We start from the raw sequence: 12,438 nt of genomic DNA, 5'->3' as shown, positions 1-12,438 counted from the left end.
CGCGTCAACGATCACGCTCCCGATCAGCACGAGCACCCCACCTGAACATCACACCAGCCCCACTGACCAGCAAAGACCACGATGGCGGTCTCTCACTGCGTCGGGTCCGGCTCGCTGCCCGACCTGGTGGACCTCGCCGGAAGCCCGGACCAGGTAGTGACCACCGTCGACGCCACGGCCGCCGAGTACGGAGTTCACCTGACCCGTTCGGCGGGTCCCGGCGCGGACCCGCAGGCCCTCGAAGGACTCACCACGGCCGCGGCCCTCGCCGAACAGGGCCACTTCACCGTGCCCATCGCGGGCGCCTTCACCCTGGAGAACGCCGCCGAAGCTCATCGCTTGAGCGAGACCGGCCACGCCAAGGGGAAGATCATGCTCACCCACTGACTGGAGGGTGTCGGAGAAGTCCCGGTCAGGGTGGGGTTCTCACGCGGTGGAGGAGGAGCATGCTGGTGGCCAGGCAGATCGCGTTCTCCTGTCCGGCGGCGAGGTATCCGTAGTCCTTCAAGAGTCGTCGGCAGCGTCCCAGTCAGGTGAAACTCCGCTCGATCACCCAGCGGCGCGGAACCCGTCCCGCACGGCCTTTGATGCCGCTTCATGCAGTCACACCGGCTCGCGCGCGCTGCCCCCTCTTTCGCGCTACCGCTTCCCGCGCTGCGCCGGGAACTGTCCTACGAGTCGGTCAGCCCTTGGAAGCGCGCCTCGTTAGGTCGACCTCGCCGCACACGGCAGAACGACACCGCGCCCGCGCTGCTCGACCCGTCACCGCGCCGCCGGTATCCCTCCGAAGGGGCCGAGGGCCGCCCCACGTCATCCCATCCGGTTGCTGGGCATCCCGGCCATCGTTGGGACGCCCGCCGGAAAGGACGTGCTGCAGCCGATCGCGGGTGAAGGGCCAGTAGCTCCTCGGCCAGAGGCCGTCAAGGGGTCCGGAGGCTGTCAAAAGATCTGGCAGCACGACGGACTTCTCGTTCCGTTCCCGCCGGGCCCGGGACAGGTCAGCGGGTGCGTACATAGTGGCGACGTGCTTTTTCGCGGTTGCCGCAGACAGCCATCGAACACCAGCGGGCGCGGTTGGCGCGGCTGCGGTCGAGCAGGAACAGCCGGCACTCGCTGTTGGCGCAGGGGCGGAGTCGGCCGGGCAACTGCTTCTCGGTGGCGGCCCAGGCGAGGACCGTCTCAACGGCCAGCCGGGCGTGCGGTGGAGCCTTGACCGCCCACCGAAGGCCGTCCGAAGTGATCTCCGGGGTCTGGTAGGCCCCTTCGAGCAGCGGGCCCAACGGGGCGGCAGAGCTTTCTCCGCATACGATGCCCTGCAGGACGTCCCGCGTCTCGCGCAGCAGCGCGAATTCCGCGAGGCTGCCGTCACCGCCGTGCTCCTGCGCCCAGCGCCTGCCTTCGGCCGGGTCGTCGAGAGCGTCCTGTTCCTCGCCGTTGACCAGTGGCCTGCTGTTGAGCAGGTCCAGTAGCGCGGCCATCGGATGCCACTCCCCTTCTAACCGTACCGAATCATTTGACAGGTTAGATCACCTCATACTTGCATGACGAACGGGCTAACCGGATCAGACGCGCAAAGAAGTTAGGCATGCGCTCGGTGCACCACCGGACCGCCATCGTCGACGCCCCCGTGATCGTCCTGCCGCATGGTTACCCGACCAGCTCGTTCATGTTCCGCAAACACGGCTTCCCCGGGCGGGTGCCCGGATAGGCATGGCCGGGGCCGGAAACGGTGAGCCACCGCGCCCGGCCGCCGGCGGTGTGCGGCAGGCCTCCCACCGCGAGAACACCACAGCTCAAAAGATCAGCGAAAGGCGATCAGCTTCTATGAACGGTGCCGAGACTGTCCTGCGCACCCTGCTCAACAACGACGTGGACGTCTGCTTCGCCAATCCCGGCACGTCCGAGATGCAGTTCGTCGCGGCGCTCGACCACCACCCGGCCATGCGCGGTGTGCTGTGCCTGTTCGAAGCGGTGGCGACCGGGGCCGCCGACGGCTACGCCCGCATGACCGGTCGGCCGGCCGCGCCCCTCCTCCGCCTCGGCCCCGGCCCGGCCAACGGTCTGGCGAACATCCACAACGCCCGCCGAGCGCACACCCCCGTGGTCAACGTCGTCGGCGACCACGCCCGCTCGCACAAGGAGCTCGACTCGCCTCTGGAATCCGACATCGACGCCGCGACCGTCTCCAGTTGGGTGCGTCGGCCCAAGGCCTCGGTGGATATCGGTCCCGACACCGCGGCGCCGTGGCGGCGGCGATGAGCGCCGGGGTGCCCGATGCCCCGGACAGGTCACGCACCGGCACCTCCGGCGCGATCTCGACACTCATCATGGCGGCCGACCTGTCCTGGGAAGAGAGGACCCCGCCCGCGCCGCGCCTTGCGGAACCGCCGCTGCGGTCCGTGACCCGCGCCGACGTGGAAACCACAGCGGCACTGGTCGCCGGACCCGAGCCCGTCGCGCTGCTGATCGACGGCGCCGGGCTGAGCGAGCGCGGCCTACAAGCCGCCGCCCGGATACAGAAAGCCACCGGAACCGCCGCCTTGTGCCCCACCTGCCCTGCACGGTTGCGGCGCGGCGCGGGCGTACCGGCGATCCAGCCCCTGGGCTACCGGGCCGAAGCCGTCGACCAGCAACTGGCAGGCATAGAACAGAACACCTCATCCTGGTCGGAGTACGCGAACCAGTGGCGTCGTTCGCCTACCCGGGGCCGTCCGGGCATCCTCACCCCACCGGGAACGACCGTGCACCACTTCGTCCCCGACGCGGGCTCCGATGTCGTCAACGCGCTGACCGAACTGGCAGACACCGTCGCACCGGACACCCACACAGTGCTGCCGGCCCAAGACGCTCCGACTCCCCACGGGAACGAGCCGCTGCGCACAGAGAACTGGGCACACGTCATCGGCGCCCTGCTTCCACGGGAAGCGATCATCGTCGACGAGTCCATAACCGAGGGGATGAACACCCTTGTCCCAGCGACCGCCAACTCCGCACCGCACGACGTACTCGGCCCGACCGGCCTCGCCATCGGGCAGGGCATCCCCGTGGCTGCCGGCGCGGCCATCGCATGTCCCGAACGGCCCGTCGTCTGCCTGCAAGCCGACGGCAGCAGCCTCTACACCATCTCCGGCCTGTGGACCCAGGCCTGCGAGAAGCTCAACGTGACCACCGTCATACTCAACAACCGCTCCTACGCCGTCCTCCGCGCCGAACTGGACCGCGTCGGCGGCAGCCAGGCAGGTCCGTCCGCCAACGCCCTCTTCAACCTCAGCCAGCCCGACATCGACTTCACCGCTGTGGCCACCGGCATGGGCATCCCCGCCGCACGGGCAACGAGCACAACGAACTGGCCCAACAGTTCACCACCGCGCTGGCCACACCCGGCCCCCACCTCATCGAAGCGATCCTCCAGCCGACCTGAAGCGGACCAGCCCGCCGATGCACCTGTTGCTCGTGCTCGTAGCGGAGGACCTCGCGCACTCGCGCAGATGCCCGCCGCTGGGCGGGTCCAGGTCGCGGAGCCGGTCGTATGCCCTCCACGCCGCCGTACCCAGGCCGCGCCGGCTCCCGCCGGCCAGCCAGTACACCGGCCCCCTGAACGACCGGCCACCCGCGGTGCGCACGCCACCCGGCACACCGCCTGTCCGTCGCGGTCGCCAGAGACCCCAGGGACGGCGGGCACCTCGAATTCCCCGAGCGGGAGGCGTACGCCGCCGAAGCCGCAGCCCGGCCGTGCCGGCCACCGACGCGGTACCCGCGGCCCGCGCCACCAGGCCGCCGGCCGCGCAGGTCGGCCCGGCGGCGGCCTCCGCGACCGGGACATGCAGCCGCTTGTCCCCGGCCTTCCGCGCCTCCGATCCCGAGGCCGGGCGCCGCGACGGGGCGCGGCCGCCGGGAGCGATGCGATGCGGGGCCCGATGATCCTGACCGTGTGCGCGGACCGCGCCGGAAGACTGTGGCGAATCGCGCAGGTGTGCGCGCGCTGCCCCGCCGCCCCCAATAGCATGCGTGGAGGAAGGCTCTGGCCAGGACGGGGTTGGGTGGATACCTGGCCAGAGCCGGCTCGGGGTGAGGCGCCGCGACCGGGCGGACCCGTTTCTGCGGGTCGGTCACTCACTGGGCCCGGAATCGGCGCTCGCGTCGCATGTCCGCGGATCGCGTCAGGGAGTGGGGTGCCGCCGGTAGCGGGCGATGCCCATGGCGGCGGTGATGGTGACGAGTGCGTTGATGATGGTGAGGGTCCACAGCCCGGCGCGGTAACTGTCCAGTCCGGAACCCCCGGTGAGAGTGAGGGCGCTGGCGGTGATGGCGATCACCAGGCCGGCGCCGATTTGGGAGCTGGTGTTGAACAGGCCTGATGCCAGGCCCTGTTCGCTCTCGCCTGCTTGTCCGACGGCGGCGATGCTCAGGGCGGGGTACGCGCCGGCGAAGCCGATGCCGCCGAGGAGCTGCTGGGCGAGCAGCAGCAGGATGGGGCTGAGGTGGCCGATCAGCAGGGCCCAGCCGAGGTAGCCGACGGTGAGCAGCAGCAGCCCTGCGGTGGCCACCGGCCAAGCACCGTACCGCGTGACCGTGGCGGCGCCGCCGCGTGCGGCGGTAGCGGTGAGCACGCCGCCGAGGAGGAAGGCCAGGCCCGCCTGGAGCGGCGACCAGCCGAGCGTGTTCTGGTAGTAGAGGGTCAGGACGAACTGGAACCCGACGTAGGCGCCGAAGAAGAGCATGCAGATGTTCGCGCGGGACAGCTGCGGCCGCGTGAAGATCACAAGAGGCACCAGCGGCGCCTTGTGCGCCCGCTCGATCAGGACGAACAGCACCAGCAGGACGATCGCCGCGGCGAGGGTGGTGATCGTCACCGGGGTGGTCCACCCATCGGTGGAGGCGTGGCTGACCCCGTATGCCAGGGCCACCACGCCGCCGGTCACGGCCACAGCGCCCAGGACGTCCACCCGGCCGCGCTCGCCCTGGCGGGGGCGGTCGGCGGGGACGGTGGCGACGGCGAGGGCGATGACGAGGAGGCCCGTCAGGGCGGGCAGGAAGAGGACGAGCCGCCAGTTGATGTCCGCCAGCAGCCCGCCGAAGACCAGGCCGAGGGAGTAGCCGGCGGAGGCGATGGCGAGGAACACGCCGAGCGCGCGGTTGCGCTCGTGTTCGCCTCGGAAGACGTCGAGCAGGATCGCCAAGGCGACCGGGGCCGTAAAGCCGGCGCTCACGCCCTTGAGGAGGCGCGCGATGACCAGAACGGTTCCGTTGTCGGTGAGCCCGCCGGTAATGCTGGCGATCACGAACACGGCCAACCAGCCCAGCAGCAGCTTCTTACGGCCGAACAGGTCGGCCAGCCGTCCCCCCAGCAGCAGGAACCCTCCGAAAGCCAGCGAGTAGGCGCTGACCACCCGCTGGAGCGCCCCGGCGGACATGCCGAGGTCGTGCTGGATCACGGGCAGGGCCGGGCCCATGCTGGCGATGTCCATCGCGTCCAGGAACTGCACTGCGCACACGACAGCAAGCAGTAATCCCGTGCGGGTGGCTCGGGGTGCGTCGAGGAGTGGCGGCCCCTCCTTGAGCGACTCCGCGTCCGGTTTCTCGGTGCTCGGCACGTTGGTGGTCCTTCTTCCCCGTCGTTCAGTGGCTGCGCGCCACCGCTGACGGCCAGTTCAGCACCCTGCCGTACAGGGGGTCCCGCCGGTTTGCGACAGCACCGTAGGTTGGTGTCGTTTTCTGGCGAGCGTGCACCGGCCCGACGGGCAAGACTTGCACCGTGTTTGACGACGTGGATCAGTGTGTAAGGGCGGCGCAGTCCAGGGACCCCCGCTTCGACGGCTGGCTTTTCGTCGCGGTCGCCACCACGAGGATCTACTGCCGGCCGAGTTGCCCGGCGGGTGTGCCGCCGAAGGTCGAGAACATGCGTTTCTACCCGAGCGCGGCCGCGGCCCAGCAGGCGGGCTACCGGGCGTGCAAACGATGTCGGCCGGACGCCAGTCCCGGCTCCCCCGAGTGGGACCACCGAGAGGACCTGGTGGCCCGGGCGATGCGGCTGATCGGCGACGGGCTGGTCGACCGCGGCGGCGTGCCGAGCCTGGCCGCCGCGGTGGGTTACAGCGTCCGTCAGCTGGAGCGCCAGCTCTTCGCCGAGCTGGGTGCGGGGCCACTGGCGCTGGCACGCGCCCAGCGCGCGCAGACCGCCAGGCTGCTCATCGAGACCAGCACGCTGTCGATGATCGAGGTGGCGCACGCCGCCGGGTTCGCCAGCCTGCGGACGTTCAACCAGACCGTACGGCAGGTCTTCGCACTGACCCCCACCGAGCTGCGGCAGCGGGCCGCACGAGCCCGGCCGCAGGCGACGCACGGCACGGTGTCGCTGCGGCTGCCGTTCCGGGCGCCGCTGTATCCGGACAGCCTCTTCGGCCCGCTCGCGGCGATGGCGGTGTCCGGGGTGGAGGAGTGGCGAGCGGGGGCTTACCGGCGTACGTTGCGGCTCCCCCATGGACACGGCATCGTGTCCCTGCGCCCGCTGCCCGACCACATCGGCGCGCAGTTGGTCCTCACTGACATGCGGGACCTGTCGAGCGCGATCAGCCGGTGTCGCCGACTGCTCGATCTGGACGCCGACCCGGTCGCCATCGGCGATTTGCTACGCCGCGACCCATGGCTGACCGAGGCTGTCGACAAGCACCCGGGGCGACGTGTGCCCCGTACCGTTGATCCGGCCGAGTTCGCGGTGCGCGCGGTCCTGGGGCAACGGGTCTCCGCCGCGGCCTCCCGCGCTCACACCGCGCGGCTCGTCGCCAGGCACGGCGAGCCCATCATCGACTCGGTCGGAGAACTGACTCGTCTGTTCCCCGACCCGGTGGCGCTGACCGACCTCGGACCCGAGGAACTGCCCCTGCCGCGCGCCCGTCGCACCGCCCTCACCTCGTTGGTCACCATGTTGGCCGGCGGTGGCATCGACGTAGGGGTGGGCAGCGACTGGCGCCGGGCCCGCGCCGCGCTTGCCGCACTCCCCGGGCTCGACCCCTGGACGGTGGAGACGATCGCCATGCGAGCCCTCGGTGACCCGAATGCCTTCGCTCCCACCGACGTCAGGGTCCTTCGCGGGGCCCGCGTCATGGGGCTGCCCGACACGACGGTCGGCCTGAGCGCGCACGCTCGCGCCTGGGAGCCCTGGCGCGCGTATGCCGTGCAGTATCTGTGGGCCTCTGCCGACCGCCAAAACCGTCTGGTTATGGATGTGTGTTGGGGAGCCGTTTCACGATGAGTGCGGGAGTCGCGTTCACTGCGAGTTCGTGATGTCGGTTTGTTCCGATGTCGGTCGGGTGCTTGCGGTGGGGTTTCGAGGCGTGCTTCTGCCGCTGGGCGGCCCCATCGGCAGTTCGCGGTCGAGGTCTGGGCGGCACTCTGCGGTCCGCCGGGGTTGTCGCCACGGTCGTGGCACAACCTGAGGGTGCGGGGGTGTAGCTGGTGCTGGCCCGCACCGGATCGGCTGAATCGACCGGTCCGAACAGCACGATGTCGACGGCGTCGGGGCCCGCGAAGGCGGACGGGGCGATGGCCAGCGTCCCGGACAGGGCGAGCAGCAGCCCGCCGAGCAGGGCCGCGAGGCGGCGTAGGGCATGGCTGCGCTGTGGCCGGGTTCTGTTCGCTGGTGTGGTGTCGGTACGCACAGGGACTCCTGCAGGTGAGGACCATCCCGGCGGCCTGGAACGGCCTGGGCGAGAAGAGGGCGGCTCCCCGCCCTCGATACCGGGGTGCGGGTATCGGGCGGGCAGCCCCGGAGCACCGGCCCGGCCGGCAACGGCCGATGGTGAACAGCCGAGAGATCTGGCGTATGTCACCGCGGGCGGGTCCGGGCCCGGTGATCCCCAGATCACGCACCCCGGAAGGGGCGGCCTGGGTGGAGTGCGGTGTGCCGGGCCCACCGGCCCGCACCGTGCCACCCCACACCAGGGACAAAAGGGCCACCCGTACACCAAACAACCGGGGCCCGGAAAAGGCTGTATCGGCAGGCCCGCCCTGTCGACATTCGCCCACGGATAAGCGCGGGACCGACAACGGCGAGTGACATCAAAAGTCATCGCGATTGAACAAGCCGAGACGCACTCGGCGACTCCCCGACACACCGCGAAACGACTCCCGCTCAGACCTCCACAGCCACCGCCGCCTCGATGGCTTTGGGGGCGTTGATGAGCAGTGCACCGACCTGTGCGCGGCCGACCAGGACTGCTGCCGACCAGCCGGCAGCCACGTTGCAGCCGTGCACGACTGCCTGCGGGACGGCGGGTGGCTGCCGTGGAGGCTGCGGCTGGAGAGGGCGGCGATGGTGTTGAACAGGACGAAGGCCAAACGCGGAGCCCATCTGCCGGCAGGTGCTGACGATCCCGCTGGCCGCGCCGGCGTCGCCGGGGGCGGCTCCCGTGGTGGCGGCGCGTGTCGGCCCGCGGCTACGAATTGCCGAACCATCCGGGCACGTCGAGCAGGAATGGCCCTGCCGGTATCACACTCCGCAGGTCGACTTCCAGCGCGCGGAGGCGTTCTTCGCCAAGGGTCTGAGCCCAACCGGCCCGGAGGCGGTCGAAGATGCGTGCCGACAAAGCCAGGCAGTCTGTGCCGCGATCGGTGAGTTGTACGATCTTGCGCCGTGCGTCGCGCGGATCCGTGCCGCGTTCTACGTAGCCAAGGCGCTCAAGCGTGTCGACCGTCTTGCCGGCTGCCTGTTTGGAGACTCCAAGCCGGCGGCCAAGATCCGCGGCGGTTGTGCCGTCCGGGCCGATTGCCTGGAAGACGTAGCCGTGCATCGGCCGGACGTCGGGGTGTCCTTGGCGTGCGAGCTCGTCGTGGAGGTCGTCGATGAGAACGCGGAAGGCAAGGAACAGCCTCAGCGGCAGCTCAAAGCCAGGGGAGTCACTTGACATGATCGACAACCAGGTTCACCATTTCGACAACCATGTTGTCGAGTTTAAGGGATTCCGCGATGCCTGTCATCCGCCATGCCGAGAGCCGCCGGTCCGAGACCCCCAACGCCGTCCTGACCACACTTGCCTCGCCGACACTGGGGGGCGCTGGACAGGCTCTGTGGCGCGTCGATATGCGACCTGGCGCCACGGGCCCCTCCACACATTCGATGCCGAGCAGGTGTGGACGATAGTGGACGGCAGCGCGACCGTTGAGCTCAAGGGTGAGAAGCTCATCGTGGTGCCGGGCGACACGGTCGTCATGCCCGCCGCAGCGCCGCGGCGCGTGTACGCGGCCCCGGAGGCGGGCTTCGCCGCCATTGTGGCTGCCACCCCGGGCGCGTGCGCTTCTGCTCCTGACGGCACCGGCAAGACAGTGCCGGCCTGGACCGTTTAGGTAGAACGACTGGACCGCCCAGTCAGAGGACCGAAGTTCGACATGCCGAGGTCTGCCGTCCACGGCCGTCCATCAGCTCCCGATGCGCAGAGGACATCCCATGAAACGAGGACATGCCGAGATCCTCAGCACTCACCAGCCGGGGCAGCAGCGGATCACCAACTCGGTGCGGTCGACAGACCAGGCGGCCCACCGGGCGATCGGCGTGGCCGCCACCCTGGTCACCACCTGGCTCACCCCGCGCACGGGGCGCCGCCGGTGACCGGATCCGTCCGCACCCGGCCGAGGTGCGACGTTGCGAACTGTGCTGGTGCCCGCTACCGGAGCCCGGCAAAACCGGTCACTGCCATGCAACCGTGCTCCTGGAGATCGCCAGTACCGCCCAACCGGATACCGACGAGGTCAGGGCCTGACCTGGCCCGACCGCATCAGCCGTCTCACGGCGCACCAGACCTGATCCGAACAACACGGGGGTCTCGGGTGCCTGCGCGGTGAAACCTTGGCGGTGACGAGCACGGCTACGGCATTCCTTCTCCGACGGGGCCTGCCCGGACTGCCGAAAGGCGAGCCGGCCGAGGTGACTTCGACGTCGCCCGGTCGCACGGAGAGACGGCAGAGGACAAGGCCTACTCGCTGCGCCCGGTGCGGCGGCCTCGTCGCGAGAGCGCGGTGCTGACCGTCACACCGAGCATGAGGCACCCGGCCAGTACCCCGCGGTTGACCGCGCCACCGCCCCAGGAGATCCCCAGCCACAACGGCACCAGCGCCACCAGGAGACCCCAGGTCAGAGCGAGCCCGACGCTGGCCAACCACCACCGAGTCCATCCCATGCCCACCGCCTACCCGCAGCGGCGGCTGCCATCCGGCGACTGGTGGGCATGACCACGCTCCCGTAGCCCGGCTGAGACCGCAGTTCCCGACAACGTGAGGCTCCTATGACGACCGCCGCTCCTCGTTCCCCACTGACCGCGGAGGTCTGCCTCGCCGCTTTGGACGAAGCTCTGCGCCCCCGGCACCGCAACGTCAACGACCGGTTCCAGGTGGGAGCGATCGACGCGATCGATACAGCCCGGCGGTTGGCCGCCACGGCGGCCGCCGAACACGAGAGCCCTCACCGGCGCCTGGCTGCCCTGGATGCGGTCCTGCGCCCCTGGGCGGCAGAGGGCCCCTGGGAGATCGACACCTCCGAGGCCGCCGCCGGGTACGAGGGGGTGCGCCGGGAGGTCCGCCACATCCTGAACGGCGACCAGAAGGCCGTCCGCCGCGTGTTGACCGGTGCCCGGGACCGCGCGGAGGAGACGCTCCGGGCGGCTGGTCCGGCTCGCTCGTCGCTACCGGCGGAACCGGATGACGACGAGTTCCGTGAGGCCCTGCGCGAGTTGCTCTCGAGCGCCGCCCGCGGAGTCCTCACCGGGGATGAAGGGGCGCTGCTCCGCGCGCACGTCGCGGATCTGATGCGCGACCGCGACCAACTCGCCGCCGCGGTCTCCGCGCTGTTCCGCAAAGCCGTCCCTCCTCCCAAGGGCTGACTCTGTGGCCCCGCCGCCTGAATACACAGCACCGTCACCGTCTACCGATCCACCAATGACCTGAAAGCGGCCGAACATCCCTCGGAGCAGGAACGGCAGTCCGCCTGGGCGCTGACGGCTGTGTGCGTCGCGGCAGATGGCCGCTCACCCCCACTTCGGAGGACCTGTCGGCGCCGTTGGACCGTGTCCGCGCCGTCGCGAGCTGCACCGCGGGCATGCCGCTGGACGCCGTCGGCCGCACCGCCGCCCTGGAACGCCTCGACGAAGAGACGGCGGAGTACGAGCGGCTGGGGCGCCCCGGCCCAACATGATCGCCTGACCACCAACCGCCCAGACCGGCGATCCCCGTCCATCAGTCCAGCGGAGGCCGGGGGCCGGCGAGCAGCCGTTGGGCCTCGGCGACGATCGCCTGCTTGCGCTCGACCGTTTCCGAGTCGTTGTACGCATCGACCATGTCGACCAGCGGCTGGAGCGAGGGGGCCGGGCCAGTGCGCCCCACCCTTCGTACGTGATCACGTCGCCGCCGGCCCCGGGGGCCAGGTTCCCGTTCACGATCAGTTGGAGCCACCAGTAGTGCCGCGAGCCCCGCATCGATCAACTGGTGCGGGTAGTGCCGGCGGCCGATCAGCCGCTCCAGCGCCAGCATCCGCAGATGCTCGACTGCCTCCTGCGGACTTTCGGCGCAGGGGCGGTATCGAAGAGCACGCCCTCGACCGGTTGAGCGAGCCGCCCGGCCAGGTCCTCGGGGTGGCCGTTGCGCCAGTCGGGCCAGTGCCGTGACCCAAGCGGGAGCCCGGCGGCGAGGAAGACCCTGTGGTCCGCTGAAAACATGAAGCCGAACCGCGCCTCGATGGCGTCGAGTTCCTGCTCGCTGAGACCCGGCCCGATCTCGGCTCGGAGCATGCGCTGAAGGTCCCGGGCGGCTCCCGGGGCCAGTGGCGGGGGCAACTGCACAGTCCTGTTCGCCCCCTCCGCTGCTGGGGGTTCAGAGGCTACTTTGCCCGGTGATGCGCAGGGCGACCGCGATGTGGCTGAATCCGGGGATGGGCGACCCGGCGGCCTTCTCGTAGCGCACGGCGTCAGCGATCCCGAGTCTCTCGCCAGTGGAGAGGGTTCGGTTCACCGTCCACAGGAGCGTGCGCAGGTCCTCGTTCTGGACGCTGAGGAGCGTGGCGGAAGACTCCAGCGGTGCACCGGTGGCAATCCTCCAGGCGGCTACTGCGGCCCAGAAGCCGGTCAGGGTGTCCCAGCAGATCGTGCTTCGGGGGCCCAGCAGCAGGCGCATCTCGTCGGGAGACCGAAACGCGTCGAGGCCGTGGGATACGACGTTCTGGAGGTTCTCCAGGAGTGTGACAACGAACTCGTACTCGGCCTCGTCCTCCAGCAGTTCCTCGACGACCGCCAGAATCTCAGCGGTCGCGCCGCAGTCCCTGTGGGCCGTCCGCAAGGCAACCTGTCGGCAGACGTCCGGCCCGTTGATGTCCTTCGCCGATCCTGGCTCCACACCCGCGAGGTCGAGGAGCCGTCGTGAGCGCCCGGCCTGCCGTCGGCGCCATGGCATTCGCAT

13 protein-coding genes and 3 pseudogenes are annotated in these 12,438 nt (G+C 70.1%); 9 read left to right on the top strand and 7 right to left on the bottom strand.

Annotation, left to right across the window (positions count from 1 at the left end):
• Positions 1-96: 96 nt before the first annotated feature.
• A pseudogene (locus AB0I22_RS39050) lies at positions 97-387 on the top strand (zinc-binding dehydrogenase); the annotation flags it as partial.
• Between the two features lie 611 nt (positions 388-998).
• On the opposite strand, the gene AB0I22_RS39045 reads toward AB0I22_RS39050, so the two are convergent.
• Positions 999-1,478 carry a CGNR zinc finger domain-containing protein gene (locus AB0I22_RS39045; protein WP_363135795.1) on the bottom strand — a complete coding sequence of 160 codons (480 nt, stop codon included), beginning with the start codon at positions 1,476-1,478 and terminating at the stop codon, positions 999-1,001.
• A gap of 107 nt (positions 1,479-1,585) precedes the next feature.
• Between AB0I22_RS39045 and AB0I22_RS39040 the strand changes: the two are divergent.
• From AB0I22_RS39040 to AB0I22_RS39030, 3 genes and pseudogenes are all read left to right on the top strand, one after another.
• Positions 1,586-1,678, top strand: a pseudogene (locus tag AB0I22_RS39040) (alpha/beta hydrolase); the annotation flags it as partial.
• 146 nt (positions 1,679-1,824) lie between these two features.
• Complete coding sequence (locus AB0I22_RS39035) at positions 1,825-2,259, top strand: thiamine pyrophosphate-binding protein (RefSeq protein WP_363135794.1); 435 nt, start codon at positions 1,825-1,827, stop codon at positions 2,257-2,259.
• Positions 2,256-3,278 (top strand): annotated as a pseudogene (locus AB0I22_RS39030) (thiamine pyrophosphate-dependent enzyme); the annotation flags it as partial. The gene AB0I22_RS39035 and the pseudogene AB0I22_RS39030, both read left to right, overlap by 4 nt.
• Positions 3,279-4,160: 882 nt before the next feature.
• On the opposite strand, the gene AB0I22_RS39025 reads toward AB0I22_RS39030, so the two are convergent.
• Positions 4,161-5,594, bottom strand: a complete 1,434-nt coding sequence (locus AB0I22_RS39025; protein WP_363135793.1) for an MFS transporter — start codon at positions 5,592-5,594, stop codon at positions 4,161-4,163.
• A gap of 161 nt (positions 5,595-5,755) precedes the next feature.
• On the opposite strand from AB0I22_RS39025, the gene AB0I22_RS39020 reads away from it, so the two are divergent.
• Entirely contained in the window at positions 5,756-7,252 is a 1,497-nt protein-coding gene (locus AB0I22_RS39020; RefSeq protein WP_363135792.1) for an AlkA N-terminal domain-containing protein, read from the top strand.
• A gap of 1,183 nt (positions 7,253-8,435) precedes the next feature.
• Here AB0I22_RS39020 and AB0I22_RS39015 read toward each other — a convergent pair.
• Positions 8,436-8,906, bottom strand: a complete 471-nt coding sequence (locus AB0I22_RS39015) for a MarR family winged helix-turn-helix transcriptional regulator (RefSeq protein ID WP_363135796.1) — start codon at positions 8,904-8,906, stop codon at positions 8,436-8,438.
• Between AB0I22_RS39015 and AB0I22_RS39010 the strand changes: the two genes are divergently transcribed.
• Both AB0I22_RS39010 and AB0I22_RS39005 read left to right on the top strand, forming a co-directional pair.
• Positions 8,905-9,342 carry an AraC family ligand binding domain-containing protein gene (locus tag AB0I22_RS39010; protein ID WP_363135791.1) on the top strand — a complete coding sequence of 146 codons (438 nt, stop codon included), beginning with the start codon at positions 8,905-8,907 and terminating at the stop codon, positions 9,340-9,342. The genes AB0I22_RS39015 and AB0I22_RS39010 overlap by 2 nt on opposite strands.
• A gap of 100 nt (positions 9,343-9,442) precedes the next feature.
• Positions 9,443-9,604: a hypothetical protein gene (locus tag AB0I22_RS39005; protein WP_363135790.1), complete on the top strand. Its 162-nt coding sequence runs from the start codon at positions 9,443-9,445 to the stop codon at positions 9,602-9,604.
• A 364-nt stretch (positions 9,605-9,968) separates the two neighbouring features.
• Here AB0I22_RS39005 and AB0I22_RS39000 read toward each other — a convergent pair whose 3' ends face one another.
• Complete coding sequence (locus AB0I22_RS39000) at positions 9,969-10,172, bottom strand: hypothetical protein (RefSeq protein ID WP_363135789.1); 204 nt, start codon at positions 10,170-10,172, stop codon at positions 9,969-9,971.
• 105 nt (positions 10,173-10,277) lie between these two features.
• Between AB0I22_RS39000 and AB0I22_RS38995 the strand changes: the two genes are divergently transcribed.
• Positions 10,278-10,871, top strand: a complete 594-nt coding sequence (locus AB0I22_RS38995; protein WP_363135788.1) for a hypothetical protein — start codon at positions 10,278-10,280, stop codon at positions 10,869-10,871.
• 176 nt (positions 10,872-11,047) lie between these two features.
• Positions 11,048-11,182, top strand: a complete 135-nt coding sequence (locus tag AB0I22_RS38990; protein WP_363135787.1) for a hypothetical protein — start codon at positions 11,048-11,050, stop codon at positions 11,180-11,182.
• 41 nt (positions 11,183-11,223) lie between these two features.
• On the opposite strand, the gene AB0I22_RS38985 is transcribed toward AB0I22_RS38990, so the two are convergent.
• The 3 genes from AB0I22_RS38985 to AB0I22_RS38975 all read right to left on the bottom strand — a co-directional run.
• A complete protein-coding gene (locus AB0I22_RS38985; RefSeq protein ID WP_363135786.1) occupies positions 11,224-11,370 on the bottom strand; it encodes a hypothetical protein in 147 nt (48 codons plus the stop codon).
• A gap of 125 nt (positions 11,371-11,495) precedes the next feature.
• Positions 11,496-11,774: a hypothetical protein gene (locus tag AB0I22_RS38980; protein WP_363135785.1), complete on the bottom strand. Its 279-nt coding sequence runs from the start codon at positions 11,772-11,774 to the stop codon at positions 11,496-11,498.
• Between the two features lie 82 nt (positions 11,775-11,856).
• Positions 11,857-12,438: hypothetical protein (locus tag AB0I22_RS38975; RefSeq protein ID WP_363135784.1), on the bottom strand; the 582-nt coding region annotated here is incomplete at its 5' end.

It is taken from the genome of Streptomyces sp. NPDC050610 (genome assembly GCF_040654875.1).
Classification (GTDB): domain Bacteria; phylum Actinomycetota; class Actinomycetes; order Streptomycetales; family Streptomycetaceae; genus Streptomyces.
Note: the sequence above shows the minus strand (reverse complement) of the source record. Positions and strands in the feature narration are given on the sequence as shown.